This window comes from Ruegeria sp. C2, from assembly GCF_056537765.1.
On the sequence record NZ_JBQFRZ010000008.1, the window covers coordinates 24,734 to 44,745 of the forward strand.

Annotated in this window: 25 protein-coding genes; 7 read left to right on the forward strand and 18 right to left on the reverse strand. The window is 59.6% G+C overall.

The features are described from left to right. Window positions 1–34 precede the first annotated feature (34 nt). The 5 genes from maiA to ACR0IV_RS18220 form a co-directional block, all read right to left on the reverse strand. Window positions 35–673, reverse strand: a complete 639-nt coding sequence (maiA, locus tag ACR0IV_RS18200) for a maleylacetoacetate isomerase (protein WP_480660298.1) — start codon at window positions 671–673, stop codon at window positions 35–37. A 7-nt stretch (window positions 674–680) separates the two neighbouring features. Then, the gene (locus ACR0IV_RS18205; RefSeq protein WP_480660296.1) at window positions 681–1,223 is read right to left on the reverse strand and encodes a VOC family protein; all 543 of its coding nucleotides are present in this window, start codon (window positions 1,221–1,223) and stop codon (window positions 681–683) included. A 5-nt stretch (window positions 1,224–1,228) separates the two neighbouring features. Continuing rightward, a complete protein-coding gene (locus ACR0IV_RS18210; protein ID WP_480470756.1) occupies window positions 1,229–1,426 on the reverse strand; it encodes a DUF2783 domain-containing protein in 198 nt (65 codons plus the stop codon). 5 nt (window positions 1,427–1,431) lie between these two features. After that, window positions 1,432–3,042: an FAD-dependent oxidoreductase gene (locus ACR0IV_RS18215; RefSeq protein ID WP_480660294.1), complete on the reverse strand. Its 1,611-nt coding sequence runs from the start codon at window positions 3,040–3,042 to the stop codon at window positions 1,432–1,434. Window positions 3,043–3,176: 134 nt separating this feature from the next. Continuing rightward, window positions 3,177–4,127, reverse strand: a complete 951-nt coding sequence (locus ACR0IV_RS18220; RefSeq protein ID WP_480660292.1) for an MBL fold metallo-hydrolase — start codon at window positions 4,125–4,127, stop codon at window positions 3,177–3,179. 52 nt (window positions 4,128–4,179) lie between these two features. On the opposite strand from ACR0IV_RS18220, the gene ACR0IV_RS18225 reads away from it, so the two are divergent. Next, a complete protein-coding gene (locus tag ACR0IV_RS18225) occupies window positions 4,180–4,743 on the forward strand; it encodes a DUF2585 domain-containing protein (protein ID WP_480660290.1) in 564 nt (187 codons plus the stop codon). A gap of 20 nt (window positions 4,744–4,763) precedes the next feature. Here the strand turns inward: ACR0IV_RS18225 and fahA are convergent, their stop codons facing one another. The 3 genes from fahA to hmgA are packed head-to-tail and all read right to left on the reverse strand — an operon-like array spanning window position 4,764 to window position 8,021. Next, on the reverse strand, window positions 4,764–6,023 hold the full coding sequence (fahA, locus tag ACR0IV_RS18230; RefSeq protein ID WP_480660288.1) for a fumarylacetoacetase: 1,260 nt from the start codon (window positions 6,021–6,023) through the stop codon (window positions 4,764–4,766). Between the two features lie 22 nt (window positions 6,024–6,045). Beyond that, a complete protein-coding gene (locus ACR0IV_RS18235) occupies window positions 6,046–6,669 on the reverse strand; it encodes a LysE family translocator (RefSeq protein ID WP_480660286.1) in 624 nt (207 codons plus the stop codon). Beyond that, on the reverse strand, window positions 6,666–8,021 hold the full coding sequence (gene hmgA, locus ACR0IV_RS18240; RefSeq protein WP_480660284.1) for a homogentisate 1,2-dioxygenase: 1,356 nt from the start codon (window positions 8,019–8,021) through the stop codon (window positions 6,666–6,668). Before hmgA ends, ACR0IV_RS18235 begins: the two co-directional genes overlap by 4 nt. A gap of 58 nt (window positions 8,022–8,079) precedes the next feature. Here hmgA and ACR0IV_RS18245 point away from each other — a divergent pair, with 58 nt between their 5' ends. Beyond that, window positions 8,080–8,532 carry a MarR family winged helix-turn-helix transcriptional regulator gene (locus ACR0IV_RS18245; protein WP_480660282.1) on the forward strand — a complete coding sequence of 151 codons (453 nt, stop codon included), beginning with the start codon at window positions 8,080–8,082 and terminating at the stop codon, window positions 8,530–8,532. Between the two features lie 62 nt (window positions 8,533–8,594). Beyond that, window positions 8,595–9,839 (forward strand): adenylate/guanylate cyclase domain-containing protein, encoded by a 1,245-nt coding sequence (locus tag ACR0IV_RS18250; protein ID WP_480660280.1) that lies wholly within the window; start codon window positions 8,595–8,597, stop codon window positions 9,837–9,839. Between the two features lie 87 nt (window positions 9,840–9,926). Here ACR0IV_RS18250 and ACR0IV_RS18255 read toward each other — a convergent pair whose 3' ends face one another. After that, entirely contained in the window at window positions 9,927–10,736 is an 810-nt protein-coding gene (locus ACR0IV_RS18255; RefSeq protein ID WP_480470747.1) for a division plane positioning ATPase MipZ, read from the reverse strand. Window positions 10,737–10,954: 218 nt separating this feature from the next. On the opposite strand from ACR0IV_RS18255, the gene ACR0IV_RS18260 reads away from it, so the two are divergent. The 3 genes from ACR0IV_RS18260 to ACR0IV_RS18270 all read left to right on the forward strand — a co-directional run bounded on the left by ACR0IV_RS18260 (window position 10,955) and on the right by ACR0IV_RS18270 (window position 14,255). After that, window positions 10,955–11,842: an AEC family transporter gene (locus ACR0IV_RS18260; protein ID WP_480660278.1), complete on the forward strand. Its 888-nt coding sequence runs from the start codon at window positions 10,955–10,957 to the stop codon at window positions 11,840–11,842. A gap of 94 nt (window positions 11,843–11,936) precedes the next feature. Next, window positions 11,937–13,526, forward strand: a complete 1,590-nt coding sequence (locus tag ACR0IV_RS18265; RefSeq protein WP_480660276.1) for an MFS transporter — start codon at window positions 11,937–11,939, stop codon at window positions 13,524–13,526. A 51-nt stretch (window positions 13,527–13,577) separates the two neighbouring features. Further along, window positions 13,578–14,255, forward strand: a complete 678-nt coding sequence (locus tag ACR0IV_RS18270; RefSeq protein ID WP_480660274.1) for an SOS response-associated peptidase — start codon at window positions 13,578–13,580, stop codon at window positions 14,253–14,255. Window positions 14,256–14,334: 79 nt separating this feature from the next. Here the strand turns inward: ACR0IV_RS18270 and rpmE are convergent, their stop codons facing one another. Both rpmE and rplS read right to left on the reverse strand, forming a co-directional pair. Next, window positions 14,335–14,556: a 50S ribosomal protein L31 gene (gene rpmE, locus ACR0IV_RS18275; RefSeq protein ID WP_420586214.1), complete on the reverse strand. Its 222-nt coding sequence runs from the start codon at window positions 14,554–14,556 to the stop codon at window positions 14,335–14,337. A gap of 11 nt (window positions 14,557–14,567) precedes the next feature. After that, complete coding sequence (gene rplS / locus ACR0IV_RS18280) at window positions 14,568–14,951, reverse strand: 50S ribosomal protein L19 (protein WP_170575547.1); 384 nt, start codon at window positions 14,949–14,951, stop codon at window positions 14,568–14,570. A gap of 377 nt (window positions 14,952–15,328) precedes the next feature. Between rplS and ACR0IV_RS18285 the strand changes: the two genes are divergently transcribed. Then, on the forward strand, window positions 15,329–16,132 hold the full coding sequence (locus tag ACR0IV_RS18285) for a glycoside hydrolase family 25 protein (RefSeq protein WP_480470743.1): 804 nt from the start codon (window positions 15,329–15,331) through the stop codon (window positions 16,130–16,132). Here ACR0IV_RS18285 and ACR0IV_RS18290 read toward each other — a convergent pair. The 7 genes from ACR0IV_RS18290 to rpsP all read right to left on the reverse strand — a co-directional run bounded on the left by ACR0IV_RS18290 (window position 16,129) and on the right by rpsP (window position 19,991). After that, complete coding sequence (locus tag ACR0IV_RS18290; protein WP_480470742.1) at window positions 16,129–16,491, reverse strand: hypothetical protein; 363 nt, start codon at window positions 16,489–16,491, stop codon at window positions 16,129–16,131. The two genes, ACR0IV_RS18285 and ACR0IV_RS18290, sit on opposite strands and share 4 nt — an antisense overlap. Window positions 16,492–16,687: 196 nt before the next feature. Continuing rightward, complete coding sequence (trmD, locus tag ACR0IV_RS18295; protein ID WP_480470741.1) at window positions 16,688–17,497, reverse strand: tRNA (guanosine(37)-N1)-methyltransferase TrmD; 810 nt, start codon at window positions 17,495–17,497, stop codon at window positions 16,688–16,690. Continuing rightward, a complete protein-coding gene (locus ACR0IV_RS18300; RefSeq protein WP_480660270.1) occupies window positions 17,494–18,309 on the reverse strand; it encodes a hypothetical protein in 816 nt (271 codons plus the stop codon). The genes trmD and ACR0IV_RS18300 overlap by 4 nt, the downstream gene beginning before the upstream one ends. Further along, window positions 18,309–18,812 (reverse strand): ribosome maturation factor RimM, encoded by a 504-nt coding sequence (gene rimM / locus ACR0IV_RS18305; protein WP_480470739.1) that lies wholly within the window; start codon window positions 18,810–18,812, stop codon window positions 18,309–18,311. Before rimM ends, ACR0IV_RS18300 begins: the two co-directional genes overlap by 1 nt. After that, window positions 18,805–18,951, reverse strand: coding sequence for a hypothetical protein (locus tag ACR0IV_RS18310; protein ID WP_480470738.1), 147 nt, complete (start codon window positions 18,949–18,951; stop codon window positions 18,805–18,807). Before ACR0IV_RS18310 ends, rimM begins: the two co-directional genes overlap by 8 nt. Window positions 18,952–18,953: 2 nt before the next feature. Further along, window positions 18,954–19,589: a 5,6-dimethylbenzimidazole synthase gene (gene bluB, locus ACR0IV_RS18315; RefSeq protein ID WP_480470737.1), complete on the reverse strand. Its 636-nt coding sequence runs from the start codon at window positions 19,587–19,589 to the stop codon at window positions 18,954–18,956. 12 nt (window positions 19,590–19,601) lie between these two features. Continuing rightward, window positions 19,602–19,991 (reverse strand): 30S ribosomal protein S16, encoded by a 390-nt coding sequence (gene rpsP, locus ACR0IV_RS18320; protein ID WP_010437590.1) that lies wholly within the window; start codon window positions 19,989–19,991, stop codon window positions 19,602–19,604. Between the last annotated feature and the right edge of the window lie 21 nt (window positions 19,992–20,012).

Below are 20,012 nucleotides of genomic sequence, written 5' to 3' on the forward strand. Positions count from 1 at the left end.
GCACCTGCATTGCCACACAGACCCTGTGCACCGGTCAGATGGGGGCGTGCAAGTCCGGATGTGCGGCGGCAAAGGCCGGGTGATCCGAGCAAACAGCCTCGACCGCCAACAGGCGCGGCATATCGGACAGATCGACCTCCCAACGGCGGGCATTGTAGAGCTGCGGGATTAGGCAGATATCGGCCAGACCGGGTGTGTCGCCAGTGCAGAATGGGCTCTGATCGAATTTACCCAGCAACGCCTCGAACGCCAGCAGTCCGGGGCGAATGAAATGGCGCATCCAGTCGCCGGGCATATCACCCGCACCATCGCTCAACTGTGTGGCGTGACGTGCAACTGACAGGTTGCAGACCGGGTGGATATCAACCGCGATGCTATGTGCCAGTGCCCGCGCCGCCGCCCGTCGGGCCGGATCCTGCGGCATCAGACCCAGCTGCCGGGTCTCGTCCAGATAGTCGAGGATCGCCAGAGACTGCGTCAGGCGCACCCCGTCGATGTCCAACACGGGGACCAAGCCTTGCGGATTGCGTGCCAGATGATCCGGCGCGCGATGCGCGCCACCAACCAAATCTATCACCACCGGGCGATAAGCGATGCCCGCCAGATTCAGCGCGATCCGCAGCCGGTAACTGGCAGAGGAACGCCAATAGTCATAAAGAACAACTTCGGTCATTCCCCAATCAGCCCTTGCTCAGTTCCTTGGCGTGCAGCCAGTCGGCGTGCTGAGGCGCCTTCTTGGTGCGCGACCATTCTTCCAGCATGTCCCATTTCACCGAATCCAACCGGGCCAGCATGGCCTCTTCCTCGGGGTCGGGGCAAGCCAGTTCGACGCGGTGCCCGTTGGGATCGAAGAAATAGATCGAGTGAAAGATCGAATGGTCGGTCACACCCAGAACCTCGACCCCGTTGGCCTCAAGATGGTCTTTGAACGCGACCAGCTCGTCACGGTCCTTCACCTTGAACGCGATATGCTGCACCCATTTGGGCGTGTTCGGATCACGGCCCATTTCAGGCTTTGTCGGCAACTCGAAAAACGCCAGCACGTTGCCGTTGCCGGCGTCCAGAAACAGGTGCATGTAGGGGTCGGGCTCATGCGTGGACGGAACATGGTCTTCGGCAATCGCCAGAATGAAATCCATGTTCAGCATCTTGCCGTACCATTCTACGGTCTCTTTCGCGTCCTTGCAGCGATAGGCGACGTGGTGGATCTGTTCGATTTTCATGACGCTTACTCCTGTTTCAACGCAGCGGCGTCCAGCGCCTGCTTAAGCACGGCGTTGTCGCCGATATGGTTTGCCAGCACCAATACCAGCCGCGCATTCAACGCGTCGCTGTCGGCTTGGTCCAGCCCTTCATGAGCCGCCAGCAGGTCGGCATAGAAATCGTCTGCACGGGTCAGGTTGGGTGAGAGGATCAGATCGGCCATATCGCTTACTCCTTGCCTGTGGCGCGGCGGACCGCGTGCCGGAATGCGTTTTCTTCGTAGGTGTCGCGACGCGCAGCCACATGCTGATCGGGCCGGATCAGATAGACCGCGCTGGTGGCATCGCCCAGATAGCGATGTTTCAGCGTCAGAGTGGGATCATCCTTGATCGACAGAGCCAGACGTTTGACGGTGATCCCGTCTACTTCGATCTCATCCGGGGCGTCCGCGTCGATGGTCAGCAGAGTGAACTCTCCGGCCAGCTTGGGCAGCAGGAAGCCATCGCCCAAAGGCGCATCGGGGCAGGGGGCGCCCGGTCGGGTCGGCGCTGGTCCGTTCAGCGCGTCGGCAGAGTTCAGAGGTGACCCGTCATAGACACAAGGCACGCTCAGACGACCGGAATTCACCAGGGGCCGCGCGAAATCGTAATGTTCGCTCAGATCCAGCACGGCGTCGCGGAAAATCCGGGACATCTGTGATTTCGGCGTGATGAAATCGGTGGACCGGGTTGAGTTCAGGATGTTCTCATCCGCGCCCTGAATACGTTCGGAATCATAGCTGTCGAGTAGTGTTTCAGGGGCCTCGCCGTCAATCACCAGTTTCAGCTTCCAGCACAGGTTGTCCGTATCCTGTAGGCCCGAATTGGCACCACGCGCGCCGAATGGGCTGACCTGATGCGCGCTGTCGCCTGCAAAGATTACGCGACCATGGCGGAATTGCTCCATCCGGCGGCATTGGAAAGTGTAGATACTGACCCATTCCAGTTCGAACTGAACGTCGTCGCCCAGCATCGCCTTGAGGCGTGGGATCACGTTTTCAGGGCGTTTCTCGCGCTCCTTGTCGATATCCCAGCCCAGCTGCAGATCGATGCGCCAGACACCATCGGGTTGCTTGTGCAGCAGCGCGGACTGGCCCTTGTTGAACGGAGGGTCGAACCAGAACCAACGCTCCGAGGGGAAATCCGCCTCCATGATCACGTCGGCAATCAGGAAGTTGTCTTCGAACACGCGACCGACGAAATCCTTTCCCAGCATCGCCCGCATGGGTGAGCCCGCGCCGTCGCAGGCGATGACCCAATCGGCTTCGATGGTGTAGGAGCCTTCCGGGGTTTCAACCTCAAGCTTGACGTGATCGGGATGGGTACCCACCGCCTCGACCTTATTGCGGCCCCGGATTTCGATCGGCGCACCCTGTTCCTGCAACTCGCGGACTCGGTCGACCAGAAACTGTTCGAAATAGTATTGCTGCAGGTTGATGAAGGCGGGTCGCTGATCGCCGCTGTCGGGTTGCAGGTCGAACTCATAGACTTGGCGTTCGTCGAAGAACACCTTGCCCTTGTTCCACAGCACACCCTTGTCGACCATCGGCTGGCCACAGCCCAGACGGTCAAGAATTTCCAGCGGTCGTTTGGCAAAACAGATGGCGCGGCTGCCAAAGCTGACCTTGTCGTTGTCGTCCAGCACCAGCACCTCGACCCCTTGCTGGGCCAGATCGATCGCGGCGGCCAGACCCACCGGACCGGCCCCGACAACGATGACCTTGTGGCGCACGGGCGCTGGCGCGGATTGATCCGGGCTGGCCTCGTAGGCATAAAGTGGAACTTCAAAAATCTTGTTCACTCTCTCTCTCCCATTTCTGGCGCATCGGGCGCACCTCATCTGTTCCCCGGCACAGTTGCGCCGGAGGTCTTGCGTTAGAGTTTCACCGTCAAATCCGGGCCGCCACGATCTGGATCAAATCCGGCCCGGAATTCTTAGCCCTGCAGGGCCTCCCACATCTCCAGATCGCGCTGGGCGGTCCAGATACGGGGCGTGTCGATGCCGCGGGCCTCGTCATAGGCGCGGGCAACATTGAAGGGCAGGCAGTGTTCGTAGATCGCATAGTCGGCGAATTTCGGATCACACTCGACGCGAACCGCGTCCCAGGCTTCTTTCAGGCTGCCGCCACGCGCCGCGACCTTTGCTGCCGGGCGGTAGGTGCTTTCCACGAAATCGCGGGTGTTTTCGATGGCCGCATTGACCATGTCTTTACCGACCAGAGCGTCGCCGCGCCCCGGAGCGATAGCGTCCACGTCGAACCACTTGATCTCATCCAGCGTGTCGCCCCAATCGCCGAAATGCCCGTCGCCGCAATAGCAGGCCGAGTGGTATTCGACGATATCACCGGTGAACATGACGTTCTGATCGGGCACATGGATGACGATATCGCCTGCCGTATGGGCGCGGCCCAGATGCATCAGGTCGATCCGACGGTTGCCCAGATAAACGGTCATGGTGTCGCTGAATGTGGTGGTGGGCCATGTGAGGCCGGGGATGCTCTCATGCCCTTCGAATAGGCGGGGGAAGCGTTGGAATTCGCTGTCCCAATCCTCCTGACCACGCTCAACAACCATGGCGCGGGCCATGTCAGACATCAGGATCTGCTGCGCACCAAAAGCGCTGGCGCCCAGCACACGAACCGCGTGGTAATGCGTCAGCGCCACATGTGTGATCGGCTTGTCCGTGACCGAGCGCACGCATTCGATCACCTTGTTGGCCAGACGCGGGGTCGCCTGCGCCTCGACAATCATCACGCTGTCATCGCCGATGATCACGCCCGAGTTTGGATCGCCTTCGGCGGTGAAGGCATACAGCCCTTCGCCCACCTCGGTGAAGCTGATTTTCTTTTCCGACATGTCCCCCTGGGACGCAAATGCCTTGGCCATATCAGTGATTTCCCTTCTGGACAGCGACTGGCTTTGATGATGTTGTCGCCATATGTTTGAACGTCGATTTTTGCCTTATTGGGCAACCGCTTGTGTTGTCATTGCCTGCGCCATCATCCTGCTGTGGATGGGGCGCGAACCGATTTGCAAATGCGGTTTTGTCAAGCTGTGGCATGGTGAAACCTTCAGTTCCGAAAGCTCGCAGCACCTGACAGACTGGTACACGCCCAGCCACATCATTCATGGCTTTTTGTTCTACGGCCTTCTGTGGCTGGTGGCGCGCCGCCTTGCCGTTGGCTGGCGGTTGTTCATCGCCACCCTGATCGAAGTCGCGTGGGAGATTTCCGAGAACACCAATGCCGTGATCGAACATTACCGCGCGGTCACGATCTCGCTGGATTACTACGGCGACAGTGTCGTCAACTCGATCGCCGATATCGGCGCGATGATGCTGGGCTTCTGGCTGGCCCGCCGTCTGCCGATCTGGATGACGGTTACCATCGCGCTGGGATTCGAAATCCTGACCACCGCGCTGATCCGCGATGGTCTGACACTGAACGTGTTGATGCTGCTCTATCCCATCGAGGCCGTTAAGGACTGGCAGAGCGCGCTCTGAATATGTGGGCCGAACCTGCATCAATCTCTGGCGAACGGATTTTCGAGCGCGGGCAGAACGGTGCCCGTGCAGTCACCGAAGCCGATGGTATAGCCATCGCCTTTGGCGGCACCGATCAGGGTCAGAGTATCCCCGTCCTCGATGAAGTTGCGGGTTTCGCCGGTGTCGAGCGTCAGGGGCTCCTTGCCGCCCCAGCTCAGTTCCAGCAATGAGCCGCGCTCCGGTTTGGTCGGGCCCGAGATGGTGCCTGACCCCAACAGATCGCCAGTATTCATCGGACAGCCCGAAGTCGTATGATGCGCCAGTTGTTGTGCCGCCGAGTAATACATCTGGTTGTAGTTGGTGCTTGCGATGGTCGTCGGCCCCTGACCTTCGGGGGCCATGGTGATCGATAGGTCAATGTCATAGAGCATCGGACCGCAGTCTTTCAGGTGATCCAGCAACTCAAACTCACGCGCGGGCGTATCGCAGCGGAACGGTTCCAGCGCCGCTTTGGTCACGATCCATGGGCTGATCGAGGTCGCCGTCGCCTTGGCCTGAAACGGTCCAAGCGGCTGGTATTCCCAGGCCTGAATGTCGCGTGCCGACCAGTCGTTCAGCAGGACATAGCCGAAGATGTTGTCATCGGCCTCCTGCACTGAAATTGGGCCGTCAGACGGTGTGCCCACGATTGCACCCATCTCTAGCTCGATATCAAAGCGACGGGAGGGCAGGAAAGCAGGCAGCTCCTGATCGGGGGATTTCAGCTGACCCCACGGGCGGCGGATATCGGTGCCCGAAACGACAACGGAAGACGCGCGCCCGTTATAGCCGATGGGGATGTGCAGCCAGTTGGGGGGCAGCGCATTCTCGGGGCCGCGGAACATGGTGCCGACATTGAAGGCGTGGTTCCGACCCGCATAGAAGTCGGTATATTCGCTGACGGCAAAAGGCATGTGCATCTCGGCATCGCTCTGCGGGATCAACAGCGCCTCGATCTTGTGTTGCTCGTCCGAGCCTTCGGCCAGAAGCGCCGTCAGGCGCTCGCGCAGGGCGGCCCAGACGGCGGGGCCTTCCTCCATCAGCGGGTTCCAGAAGGGCAGATCGAACAGTGGCTCGTCGGACAATGTGATGAGCCCGTCGGCCTCGGCGGCAGTCACGTCGAAAATCATGTCGCCGATGGCGACGCCGCAGCGGGCTTCGGTGGTTTCGGTCGAGAACACACCATAAGGCAGGTTGTTCAGCGGAAACGGGTGGTCGGCGGAGTTGGCCGATGCGACCCAGGATTTCATCAAAGGCATGTGACGTCCTTATGTCTTTCAGTTACGAGGCAGCGCGCAGGGATTTGAAGCCCAGCAGAACTGCCGCCAAAATCATGAAGCTGCCCCCGATCCGGTCGAGCCAGAGCCGTGCAGGCCCCTGCAGCCGCTGCGCTAGCCAACTGGCGCTGGCGCCATAGGCCGTCAGGAACAACCCGTCCACGATCAGGTAGGTGGCCGAGAGGATGGCAAATTGCGGCCAGAAGGGCAGCGCGCCATCAATGAATAGCGGAAACAGAGCAGCAAAGAAGACCACCGCCTTGGGGTTTGCGGCAGAGGTGATGAACCCCTGCATCCACAACGCCTTGCGGCTGGCGCGCGGGGCTTCGCCGGTGGCGGCGGTTCGGGCTTTCAGGATTTGCTTGACGCCGAGAAACACCAGATAGGCCACGCCCAGCCACTTGATCACTGCCAACGCGGTCCCCGACGTGGCGATCAGGGCGGCCAGACCCAGCCCTGCGGCCAGCATCTGCAGGAAATTGGCCGTCAGATCTCCGGCGGCGGTGAACAGCCCGTGACGCAACCCATTGGTGGCCGAGTTTGACAGCATCAGCAATTGGCTGGGTCCGGGTGTGCTCATCAGCAGCAGGACGGTCAGCACATAGGTTATCCAGGTCTCAATGCTCATTTTTTGCCCGGCGTCCCGTCGAATTTCTTCTCAATGTCGCTCCAGCAGTCGATGTAGTCATCCTGCAGCGGCGCTTCGGTCGCAGCAAAGGCTGTCAGATGCTGTGGAAAGCGCGTTTCGAACATGAAGGACATGGTGTTCTCCAGCTTGTCCGGTCCGAGGTTCGAATTTGATGCCTTTTCAAAGGCTTCCTTGTCTGGTCCGTGCGGGATCATCATGTTGTGCAGGCTCATGCCGCCGGGAATAAAGCCCTGCGGTTTGGCGTCATACTGACCGTAGATGTTGCCCATCAGCTCGGACATGATGTTCTTGTGGTACCAGGGCGGGCGGAACGTGTCTTCCATCACCATCCAGCGTTCGCGGAACAGGACAAAGTCGATATTCGCCGTACCCGGCTGGCCTGAAGGCGCGGTCAGCACGGTAAAGATCGACGGATCAGGATGGTCGAACAGGATCGCGCCGACCGGGCAATAAGTGCGCAGGTCGTATTTATAGGGTGTGTAGTTGCCATGCCATGCCACAACATCCAACGGGCTATGACCGATCTTCGTCGTGTGGAACTGGCCGCACCATTTGATAGTCACGGTCGAGGGCACCTCGCGGTCTTCAAACGCTGCCACCGGGGCCTTGAAATCACGCGGGTTGGCCATGCAATTCGCCCCGATCGGTCCACGTCCGGGTAGTTCGAATTTCTGCCCGTAATTCTCACAGACAAAGCCGCGCGCCGGGCCTTCCAGCACCTCAACCCGATAGAGCAACCCGCGCGGGATGATGGCGATTTCCTTGGGCTCCAGATCAATGATGCCCATCTCGGTTGCAAAGCGCAGGCGGCCCTCCTGCGGCACCACCAGCAACTCGCTGTCAGCCGAGAAGAAATAGTCATCCACCATCGATTCAGTGACCAGATAGATATGACTGGCCATGCCGACTTGCGTATTTACATCTCCGGCGGTGGTCATCGTGCGCATACCGGTCAGCCAGGTCAGACCCTCATCCGAATGCGGCACCGGATCCCAGCGGTATTGTCCCAGCGAAATCACGTCCGGATCAACGCAGGGGGCCGATTTCCAATAGGGCAGGTTGATTTTCTCATAGCGATGCGAATGCTTCACCGAAGGCCGGATGCGATAGCACCACGTGCGTTCCGGCGGGTTGGCGGTGAAAGCGGTGCCGCTGAGTTGTTCACCATAAAGGCCATAGTTGCACTTTTGCGGGCTGTTCATGCCCTGTGGCAGCGCGCCAGGCAGGGCCTCGGTCTCAAAGTCATTGCCAAAGCCGGGCATATAGCCGGGATGGGTGCCAACAGGCGTACTGGCCTGAGTCATCTTATGCGGATCGGTGGGGCGATTCATCGGACGCTCCTTCAAGTTGCTGCTTGTCGGATAATAGTTGATTTTGTAACTAACAAGAATGACCCAGCAGAATAATGACGAAAAAGATGAGTTTGATCTGCGAAATTTCCTGCCATTCCTGTTGAATCAGGCGGCCGAGGAAAGCTCGCTCGAGTTCCAGCGCGTCTATAAGAATCGCTATGGCATGTTGCGCACCGAATGGCGGGTGCTGTTTCACCTTGGCAATTATGGCGAGATGACCGCAAAAGAGATCGGGCTGCGGGCCAAAATCCACAAGACCAAGATCAGCCGCGCGGTGCGCAGATTGGAACAGCGCCGTTATCTGCAACGTTTGCGGGATGAGAACGACCGGCGGTCCGAGCAGTTGTCGCTGACACATTCGGGCCAGGCCGTGTATCGTGAGCTGCGCGACATAGCACGCGACTATGACGCAAAGCTGGCGGCGCGCTTCACCACTGGCGAGGCGGCGCTTTTGCGGATGATGCTGCGCCGTTTGGCCGGGATGGATTGACGCACTGGTAATTTGAGGCCGCCGCGCCCAGATCAACAGCAGAACGGACACAGGAAGGTGAAATGACAGCCACGGACCCCAACGCGGCGAAATCCCATGCTTTGATCGACTGGCTTGTCACACGCGGCCTGGAAGGGGCGGACAAAGAAGCGCTGCTGGACGGCTATTGCAATCAACTGGTCGAGCTGGGCGTTCCGCTGATGCGATTTCACGCGGCCCAACCGGCGTTGCATCCCGTCTATGGCGGCACCGGCTACAGCTGGTATCAAGGACGCGGCGGGGATTTTCAGACCTTTGAATACACCGAAGAGCCCAGCGAGGTCTGGAAGAGCAGCCCGCTCTTTGTCATCCTCAACGATGATGTCGACGCCGTCCGTGAACGATTGGTCGACCAGAATGAACCCAGCCGTTTTCCCCTGCTGAACGAACTGCGGGAACACGGCGCGACGGATTACTACGCCACCGGCGTCAGTTTTGATGTGCCAACCCATCGCGGTGCGCGGGATGCAAAAAGGGCCATAAACGGTGTGCTTATGTCTTGGGCCAGCAATGCGCCTGAGGGGTTCGGCGACGATGATCTGGAGCTGATCAACAGCGCGCTGCCTCATTTAGGATTGGCGCTGAAATCAGCTTCGAATGCGCGCGTTTCGAAGGATCTGATGCGTGTCTATCTGGGGCGCGATGCCGGGCAGCGGGTCTTGTCTGGCGAGATCCGCCGGGGATCATTGCAGCAGATCGATGCGGTGATCTGGAACTTTGATCTTGAAGGCTTCACCAGCCTGTCCGAGGATTTGCCGGGCACCGAGGTCATCGACATGCTGAACGATTACCTCGCCGTGGTGGTGGAGGTGGTGCATCAATGCGATGGCAACATCCTGAAATTCATGGGCGACGGCGTGATGGCGATGTTTGACGTCGGCGAGATCGATGCCGATGCCCGCGCGGCGCTGGGTGCGGTGACCCTGTTACAGGACCGGATGGCCGAATTGAACGCGCAGCGCACATCCCATGGCCAGCCTGTGTCGAACTACACATTGGCCCTGCATTCGGGTGAGATCCTCTATGGCAATATCGGCTCTGACACCCGGCTGGATTTCACTGTAATCGGTCCTGCAGTCAACCAGACAGCACGGATCGCGGGGATGCATCGCTCACTGGGGCAGCGCATCCTGATCTCGGACGACGTCGCACGCGCGGCGCAGCCCTGCGAACAGGAACTGATTTCGGTCGGGCGTTACATGCTGCGCGGAGTGGCAGAGCCGAAAGAGCTGTTTACGGTGTATGGCGCAGGCGGCGGTGAGAGATAGCGCGATCTGTATCCGCAGAAGTGGGAACTGCCGAGTTTTCGCAATCTTATGACCGGGCAATCGGGACGCAGTACGCGCCAAAATGATCTAGAAATCGATCTCAACACCCGGCAGGTTCAGCTCTTTCATCATGTCGCGCAATTCCTGCCGCGCGGCGATGTTCGAGATGTTGAGCTGTTTGACCCCGATATCCTTGAGGTCCAGCAAGGTCAGGCCACGTGGGAACAGCTCGCGGAAAATGACCCGCTCGGAAAAGCCCGAGGCGATGCGGAAACCGATGCGCTGTGACAGCATCTCGATCGCGCGTTGCATCTTCTCCTTGTTGACCATGCGCTGGGTCCCGACCCGGTTGCGCACGACCACCCAGTCGATCGGTTTCAACCCTGCCTGCGCGCGCAACTGGCGAGCATTCCAGACCATCTCGGAATAGACAGATGGTCCAAGGATTTTCTCGCCCTTGGAATCGATCCGCGCCAGCAGATCGAAATCGATGAAACTGTCGTTCAGCGGTGTGATCAGCGTATCGGCCAGCGAGTGCGCCACCTGACTCAGTCGCGTATGCGAGCCGGGGCAGTCGATCAGGATAAAATCGCTGTCGCTTTCCAGTTCCGCCACAGCGGCTGAGAGGCGATGGTCATAGATGTTCTCGCCCGGTTTCAACATGCTGGCGTCGATCTCGGGTAGATCGTGATGGCGCGGGCTGGGCAGGGACAACTCCGAGCCATTTAGGAAGTTCAGGCGGTTTTCAAAATAGCGCCCCAGACTGCGCTGGCGCAGGTCCAGATCCAGGGTGCTGACCTTATGCCCCAGCCGCGCCAGAGCGGTGGCCACATGCATCGACACGGTCGATTTACCTGCGCCGCCCTTTTCGTTCCCGACCACAATGATATGTGCCATGCCTGTATTCCCAAGTCCCGCCGTGTTTGCCCACACGTTGTTGTCTGCCACTATATGTTGTGTGGACGGCGAAGGAAAGGACCTCGGGCGTCTCTGAGGGACAATATCAGAGACGATTTTGGAAAACCAAGCAGCGGGCGGGGCTTAGCGCGAACACTTGTCAAACTGCCCCCTCTGTTTCACTGTCCGGACATGGCAACCGCGATCGAGGACTGTCTTTGGATCACCTGTTTCTTAACGTCCTGAACGTGGTTTTGCCGGTGCTGATCTGCGCTGGAATCGGTTATGGGCTGGCCCTGATCAAAGCTCCGTTCGACAACAAAGTTATTGGCGGGATTGTCTCGAAGGTGGGATATCCGACGCTGATCATCTCTCATCTTTCGACCACAAAGATCGCCGTCGGGACTTTTCTGGACGTCATGACGGCGGCTGCTCTGGCCATCGCAGGCTTCGGCGTGATGGGGTTTGTGCTGCTCAAGCTGCTGCGGCTGCCGGTCCGCGCTTTTTTGACCCCGTTGATGCACGGCAATGTGGGCAACATAGGCTTACCGATCACCCTGTTGGCGCTGGGTGACGCGGGGATGGCCTACACAATGGCCTTTGTGGTGGTGGTCCTGATCAGTATTTTCACGGTTGGCATGTGGATACCGGCCGGGGAGTTTTCACCCAGGAAGCTTGCGACCTCTCCGATCATCTACGCGGTGGCCTTGTCTCTGGTGCTGATGGCGACGGGTTACAGCTTGCCGCAGCCGGTCTCCAAGTCCTTTGACATTCTGGGCGGACTTTCAATTCCGCTGATGTTGCTGACGCTTGGCCATACCCTTGCGACACTGCGCATCAAAAGCCTTGGCCGTGCCCTTCTGCTGACAGTTTTGCACCTAGGGCTGGCCATTGTCATCGCCAGCACATTGGTCTGGACGTTCGGATTTACCGGGGCGGAACGTGGGGCGGTCATTCTCTGTTGCCTGATGCCATCATCCGTCGCGACCTATCTGTTCATCGACCAACACGTGCCCGAATATGCGCCCGATGTGGCTGGCTTTATACTGGTGTCGACACTGGCGACGATCCTTGTGCTGCCGCTGGCGTTGTCCTACTGGATTTGACGCCCTATGCCTGAACGTAGAAAAATGCTTTAATGCCCGTGTGTTAAATTGGCGGCGCGCGGCGATGGCGCGCGGCTTTCTGCAGGGGGGAGCAATGTCGACCAATCAACCCGATGGCGAATCTGTTGCGGGTGGCGCGCGCATGGTGCTGCTGATGACGGCCATTTGCATGATGGTTGTCGGGTTCAATACCACGGCCGTTGCAACCATCCTGCCCAACCTCAAGGCCGAGTTCGATCTGACCCCTTCGGGCCTGCAATGGGTGATGGCGGCCTATACGGTGGCCAGCGCGACGCTTGTGACCATTGTCAGCCGGTTGGGGGATATCACCGGCAAGATGGGCGTGTTTTTCTTTGGTATGATCGTCTTTGCTGTCGGATCGACCCTTGCCCTGATTTCGCAGGATGCGACGATGATCCTGATTGGGCGCGGTGCGCAAGGGGCAGGGGCTGCGGCGCTGTTCGGTACATCCCTGTCCATCCTGACCGCCGCCACGCCCGAGGACCAGCGTGCAAGCGTCACCGGTGCCTGGGGCGCGATTGTTGGCCTTGCCATCGGCGTCGGCCCCATCGTTGGCGGCGCCTTTGCGCATTATATCAGTTGGAGAGCCGTGTTCGCCACGGATCTGGTGCTGCTCGCCATTGCCTTTGTGATCGGGCTGCAAGTCAGCAAACACAAATATGTCCCGGACATGCGTCAGGCCGATGCCAGATTCGACTATGCCGGGGCTATTGCCATGATCCTGCTTCTCGGCCCGCTGTCTTTTGCACTCAGCAATGGGGAAAGCAGGGGGTGGGGGACGGCCCTGACATTGGTTCCGCTGGCTGTTTCGGCCTGCGCGGTGGTGGCGCTCGTCCTGACGTCCCGACGCAGCCGGGACCCGCTGATCGAGCTGCGATACTTCCGTCATCCTCGCTACTTCATGGCGGCGGCCGGAATGTTCTTCACCGGCTTCACGCTTTTTGCCTTCTTTGTCTACTTCAATGTCTTCGTCCAATCGCCCGATGCATTCGGATACTCCGCGATTGGCGCAGGCAGTGCGATCCTGCCGCTCAGTATCAGCATGTTCATCATATCCGTCACCGCGCCGCGATTCCTGGCGCCCTACAGCTTTCAATGGCCGGTCGCGCTGGGCATGGGGTTCATGGCCTGTGGATTTCTGCTGTTGATGACGACCACGAACACCACCAGCTATTCGGGGATATGGTGGAAACTGGTCATCGTCGGGATCGGTCTGGGGATCGGCTTTTCGCTGCTGCCCCGCCTCGGTCTGCGCCTGCTGCCCGAAGAACATGTCGGCCAGGGATCAGGCGTGATCAACGCATTCCTGTATTTCGGAGCGACCCTGGGCGCGGTTGTCGGAGGACTGGCCGAATCCATCACCATCCGCCGAGGGCTGTCCGAGGTCATCGATGCATTGCCCGCAGGGTCCACCCAACGTGCCGACCTAGCCCATGCTCTGACGCATGGCACTCCCAGTCAGGTTCAGCAACTGATCACGGGGCTGGACCCGGATAGCGGCGCACAGCTGGCCAAAGCATTGCGCGATCTTCAGGATAACGCCTTTGACAGCGCAATGCTGGTCGCTGCAATCGCGGCAATCGTGGCGATGCTGCTTGCGCTGATGTTGCTGAAGGGACCCGTCCCACCTGTTCACAGCGCGGTGGATCTGACCAGGGACTGACGGCCCAATGGTTCCCTTGTGACGACCGATCAATCGGCCTAAGCTTTTGCCATGTGTGGAAAATTTGCAGCCGGTCATCTGACGCAGCGGGAAATGCTGGCGATTATCGAATATTTTCTCTACGGCAAGGTCTCGCCTCATCTGCCCGAACAACTGCCTTCGGGCGGGTACAATGTGTCTCCCACCAATCGGGTTGGTATTGTCCGTTGGGACGGTGAGAGGGCTGAGTTGGCCACGGCGCGCTGGCAGATCAAGGACCCGCGCAGCAAGAAGCCGATGATCAATTCGAAGATCGAAAATGTTAGCTTCTGGCAGGAATATTGGAACAAGGGGCGCTGCCTTATCCCAGCGCTGGGCTATTATGAATGGCCCAAGGATCAAGGCCATGATTGCCCGGTCTACATCACGGTTCAGCGCAACGCCTCAGCGATGTTCTTTGCCGGGTTCTATCGAACCGTTGACGGCAGCCACAGCTGCACGATCCTGACCCGCACACCCAGCCCGCAGATTGCGCATATTCACAACCGAATGCCGGTGATCCTAACCCCGGATGAGATCGAAAACTGGCTTTCCGGCGTTACGACGGCGCAAGAGGCGCAGCAATCGTTGGGCACACATTACGAGGGCCGGTTTGAATATCACACCGTAAAACCCATCAAGCGCGGTGCCGAGGGCGAGGATATGATCGAGCCGTACACACCCCCTGTACAGACTGGGTTTGATTTCTGAGCCTGATGTAAAACGCGGCAGGCTAAAACAAAGAAGGCCGCCCAAAAGGACGGCCTTTCGCATGTCAAACGGCTTAGGCTTAGAAACCCAGACCTTCGTATTTCTTCTTGAACTTCGACACACGGCCGCCGGCGTCCATCAGACGCGCGCCGCCCCCGGTCCATGCGGGGTGCACGGAGGGGTCGATTTCCAGGGCCAGCTGGTCGCCCTCGGCGCCCCAGGTGGATTTCATCTGAACCACGGTGCCATCGGTCAGTTTGACGTCGATGACGTGATAATCGGGATGGATGTCTTTTTTCATCTTTCCGCTCCTTACGCCTCGGCGCCAGCCTTGGGCTTGTAGTTGGTGACCTCTGCGATACGTGCGGATTTACCACGACGGGTGCGCAGGTAGTACAGTTTGGCGCGACGGACGCGGCCACGGCGGACAACGGTGATGCTGTCGATGTTGGTCGAATACAGCGGGAACACACGCTCCACGCCTTCGCCAAACGAAATCTTGCGGACGGTGAACGATCCGGCGATGCCTTCGCCGTTCTTGCGCGCGATGCAGACGCCTTCGTAGTTCTGCACACGGGTGCGCGACCCTTCGGTCACCTTATAGCCGACACGGATGGTGTCACCGGCTTTGAAGTCGGGGATGTCTTTCCCCAGGGCGGCAATTTGTTCCGCCTCAAGCTGTGCGATCAGGTCCATCGCATTAACTCCTATCTGCTCGTGGTTGGTCCACGAAGTTTGGGCACGGCCTGAGAGCTCTTGGTCTTCACCGGGTCCTGCGTACAGCCCGCCAGAGATCAGATCGAATGTTCCTTTGGTCCGGTCCGCCCTGACGCGCCTTGGCTGAAGAAAGCCGGGCGTCACGCCATGATGCAAACCAAAACACCGGAGTCGCGCAAAGCTACACCGGATTGCGGTGCTTTACGGGCTTTGAGGGCAGGGATCAAGCCTAAACTGCTATAATTCGCGACCTGTGGCGGTGGGTTTTTGCCGTCGCGCAAAAGTATCGTTGCCTTGTCCGCCCGATCAGGCATTCTGGAGGCAATTACAAGAGCAGATTTGAGATATTCCAGATGATGCGCAAAGCCCTCCTGCTGGCTGCCATAGCCCTTGCCGTTCTCTCCTGCGGTCGCCGCGGCCCCGCCCCCCAGACCGTCGAGCCTCAGGCCTTTGCGGACACGACGCCTCCTGCAGTGATCTTCCCTGCGTTCGGGGATGCCGACCCGCACCCGTGGGAAGGGCGGCATCCGGGGCATTATCCGGTGCATGGTCTGGACGTGTCGCGCTGGCAGGGTCCAATCGACTGGCGCACCGCCCGTGCTTCGGGCGTCAGCTTTGTCTTCATCAAGGCGACTGAAGGCGGGGACTTCACCGATCCGATGTTTGAAGAGCATCGGCGCGGGGCACAGGCGGCAGGTGTGCCGTGGGGCGCTTACCACTACTACTATTTTTGCCGTCCCGCGGCGGAACAAGCCCGGTGGTTCATCCGCAACGTGCCCAGAGGGGCCGACCTGCCGCATGTCCTCGATATGGAGTGGACGCCTCATTCCAAAACCTGCACCCTGCGCCCCGATGGCCGCACGGTGCGGTCCGAGGCGCAAAAGTTCCTCGATATCCTCGAACGTCACTATGGCCGCCGCCCGATCGTCTATACGACCGTGGATTTCTATCAGGACACCGATATCGGTCGCCTGCCCAAAACCGAGTTCTGGTTGCGCTCGGTCGCGGGCCATCCCCGCAACGTCTATCCGCGCGCAATCTGGCGGTTCTGGCAGTACACCGGCACCGGGCTGGTGCCGGGTGTGCAGGGCAAGGTGGACATCAACACCTTCAACGGCGCGCCTGAAATCTGGGCGCGGTGGAAGGCGGGGACACCTTAAGTTGTTGGCACGCCATAGGTTTCGATTGTGCCACCACTCACAAGGTGGTCAAGCCGACGCACACGCTCCTCTCCGACCGAATCTCGCAGCCAGAAACGCTCACCAGCAGTCAGGTCGCGGCGCTCGAACCCACGTTCGGTCATGCAGCGATCGACCTGATCAATTTCACCCTGACGGCGCAATTCATGCCGACCGGTATAGGCGGTAACTGAACCGACCAAAACCGATGACATCAGAATGAAAGCAGGGTATGCACCAATCACAGCAGCATTGCCGCCGATATCCGCTTCTGAGGCACAATACTCAACCGCCACCCGGGCCGAGTGCAGGTTATGCCCCGCCTGCGTGGGTACCGACATTTCAAGAGGTTTGGTCGTGCAGGCCGAAACCCCAAGCACAGCCAGACAAATGATTTTCTTAATCTAACAATCCGTGATACGGGGTTGGAAATTGATTTAAGCAACATCTTTTAGATGAGTATTTTTAAGTTTCATCAGCCACAAGATGTGTTCAAAGAAACCCCAAAGCTGCGACCTGCGGGCCACACTTTGTTCGTCAATCGGACGTTTCGTTCTGTGTCTTGCGATAGTTCTCCCACAAATCAGGCCGCCGCTCGCGGGTGATCTGTTCGGACATGTCGTGGCGCCATTCGGCGATACGGCCATGGTGGCCGGACATCAGGATATCCGGTATCGCGCGGCCTTTCCATTCGGCGGGACGGGTGTATTGCGGATGCTCCAGCAGGCCCGAGGAAAAACTTTCCTCCTCTGCTGACGCCTGATTGCCTAGAACGCCGGGGATCAGCCGTACCGTGGCGTCGATCAGGGCCTGCGCGGCGATCTCGCCCCCGGTCATGACAAAATCGCCCAAGCTGACTTCCTGCACGCCGTAGTGTTCCAGCACGCGCTCATCGACGCCCTCGAACCGACCGCAAAGCAGCGTCATGCCATCGCAGCGCGCCAGGTTCTGCATCATCCGCTGGTCCATCCGGCGGCCACGTGGGCTGAGGTAGATCAGCGGCCAGTTACCCTGGATACCCGCCATCGTGTGCTCGATGGCCTCGCCCAGTACATCGGCCCGCAAGACCATGCCCGCGCCTCCGCCCGCGGGGGTGTCATCGACATTGCGGTGCTTGCCGACGCCGAACTGACGCAGATCGACGGTTTCCAGCTGCCACAATCCTTCCTGCAGCGCCTTGCCCGTCAGGCTTTCACCCAGAACGCCGGGAAAGGCAGATGGGAACAGCGTGATGATCTTGGCTTTCCACACCCCATGCAGGTCTGGGCTGGGGTTCATCAGTTCGCGCGGCTTCAGGGTCGGGCGGATGGCTTTGCGGCCATGAGATTTTGCGGGCGTGTCTGTCATGATGTGCCGATCAGATCCGTTTGAACGCGTTCAACCAAAGCCGCCTTTTGATCGATCAGCGCCGTATCGTCCAGAGCGGATCGGTTCATTTCCAGCATCCGTGCCAGCACGTCTTCGGGCAAGCCGGTATTCGCGCGGGTTGGGCCAACCAGTTGCGCGGCCTCTGCTGCGGGCAGGTCCAGAAAATCGGCAAAGGGTGTTCCGGGGCCAAAGGGACGCGTGCGCAGATCCTCAAGCCATTGGCTGCGCACCTGAACCGAGGGCAACCGGCCCCTGATCTCTTCCGCGACGGATAGCGGGGACGCGACAGGTGCCATGCGATCGCGGAACGTGTCGAAATCCAGAACCATGCGCGTGCGATGCAGGTCATGAGCCCAGAGGCTACGTAGCCAGCTCTCACGCTGGCGCAGTGACAGGTAGAGCGTGATCTGAAGCTCTTCCTGTGCGAACCGTTCGCGGACCAGATCGATCAGACAGGTGGCCAGCTCCGGCGCTGCCTCATACCCGACGGCCAGATTGCGGCTGGGTCGCAGGCCCGAGAAATTCTCTTCGCTCAGCACCAGCCCGCGCTTGTGGCCGAAAGTCAGCGATTTCAGAAACTGCCGCATCTGATCGCTGAAATCGCTCAGCGCGCCGGGCGTGCCATAGAGCGAGTAGCGCGTTGCAGCCTCGGACAAGCCGGAATTCCGCGTGCGATAGGGCAGGACCAGTGCATGATGCGGCCAGATCAGCGCTCGGTTCTCAAACAGAAAGGATTGTGCCGCCGTCGTCCCGGTCTTGTGCAGACCCAGATGCAGCAGCACGCGGCGCATTACAGCAGGCCTTCGGGCGGATCGGCGATGATACGGCCCCTGTCCAGATCAACCGTGGGCACTGCCTCCAGCGTGAAGGGCAGCAGGACCGTGGCTTTCAGGCCAGGGCCGTGCAACTCCAGCAAATCCGCGGCACCGTGGTTCTGAACGGACTTGACCCGCCCCAGCAGGGTGCCGCCGGTATCATAGACCTCCAGCCCGATCAGGTCGGTGTGATAGAACTCATCATCCGGCAGAGACGGCAGCTGATCACGCCGCGCGTAAAGACGCAGGCCGTTGAGCGCATCCGCCTCCTCCTTGGTCTCGACCCCACCCAGCCGGGCGGAGAAACCGTTCTTGATCGGGCGGGTCAGAACGACCGGATAGCGTTCTTTTCCCTCTTCGTCGGTCAACGGCGAATAAGCCTCGATATCTTCGGGCACAGCGCAGAAGCTTTTCAGCCGCACCTCGCCGCGCACGCCATAGGATCCCGCAATGCTGCCGACGCAGATCAGATCACTCATTTGAGCCTTCCGTTACACATAGTCCGCCCCGCCATTGCCCGACCCCTTCGCAGGCCTCGCGCTGGTTCGAGCGTTCAAAGAACACGCCCACAATAAAGGCGATCATCAGCAGGATGGGAAGCCGTAACAATCCGAACATGTCTAGCGTACCTCGACGGGCAGGGTGTCGGTGCGGTCTTCCCAGCCGACCTGTTCCAGTTCCGGCGTGTCCGATACGGTCTCGGGCACGCCCACGCAGAAGTAGCCGATCAAACGCCAGGTTTCGGGCACATTCAGATCTCGGGCCATGCGGTCGGGTTCAAGGATCGACACCCAGCCCAGCCCCAGCCCTTCGGCGCGCAGTGCGAGCCAGAACAGGGTGATGGCCGAAACAACGGAATAACGCCGCATCTCGGGCATGGTGCCCGCGCCCAGTCCTTGCCCCTTGTCGGTGGCATCGTCGCAGAATACCGCCAGTTGCACCGGGGCCTCTTGCATGCCCGACAGTTTCAACTGGCTGTAGAGCCGAGCCTTTTCGCCGGAATAGCCCTCCAACGCCTCAGCATTCGCGCTTTGGAAATTCTTCAATGCCGCGTCCCGCGCGGCGTCACTTTTGACGCGGATCACGCGCCAGGGTTCGCTCAGCCCCACCGAGGGGGCCAGCCGAAACGCGTCGAGGCAGCGCGTCAGCACTGCCTCGTCTACCGCATCGGTGCGGAACCGGCGCACATCACGCCGGAGCCGCATCAACAGATCGAACTGCGTGCGAAAATCGTCGGTAAAAGCCTGATCCTGCACGCGTCCGCCTGCTTATTCTTCTGCAGCAGCTTCTTCGGCCGGGGCAGCTGCAGCTTCGGCAGCCTCAGCAGCCTTAGCAGCTTTCTCTTCCGCGCGCTCCTGAGCTTTCTTGCCCGGGGTACCCTTGTTGGGGTTGTTGCGCTCGGCCTTGTCGCGTGCGCCAGCTGCTTCCAGCATGCGTGCGATACGGTCGGTGGGTTGAGCGCCCTGATCCAGCCAGTACTGGATGCGCTCCATGTTCATTTTCACGCGCTCTTCGCTGTCTTTCGGCAGCAGCGGATTGTAGGTGCCCAGCTTTTCGATGAAACGGCCATCGCGCGGCATACGGCTGTCAGCCGCAACAATGCGATAGAAGGGACGCTTTTTCGAGCCGCCGCGGGCGAGACGAATTTTCATTGCCATGGTGGTATCTCCTTTAGATGG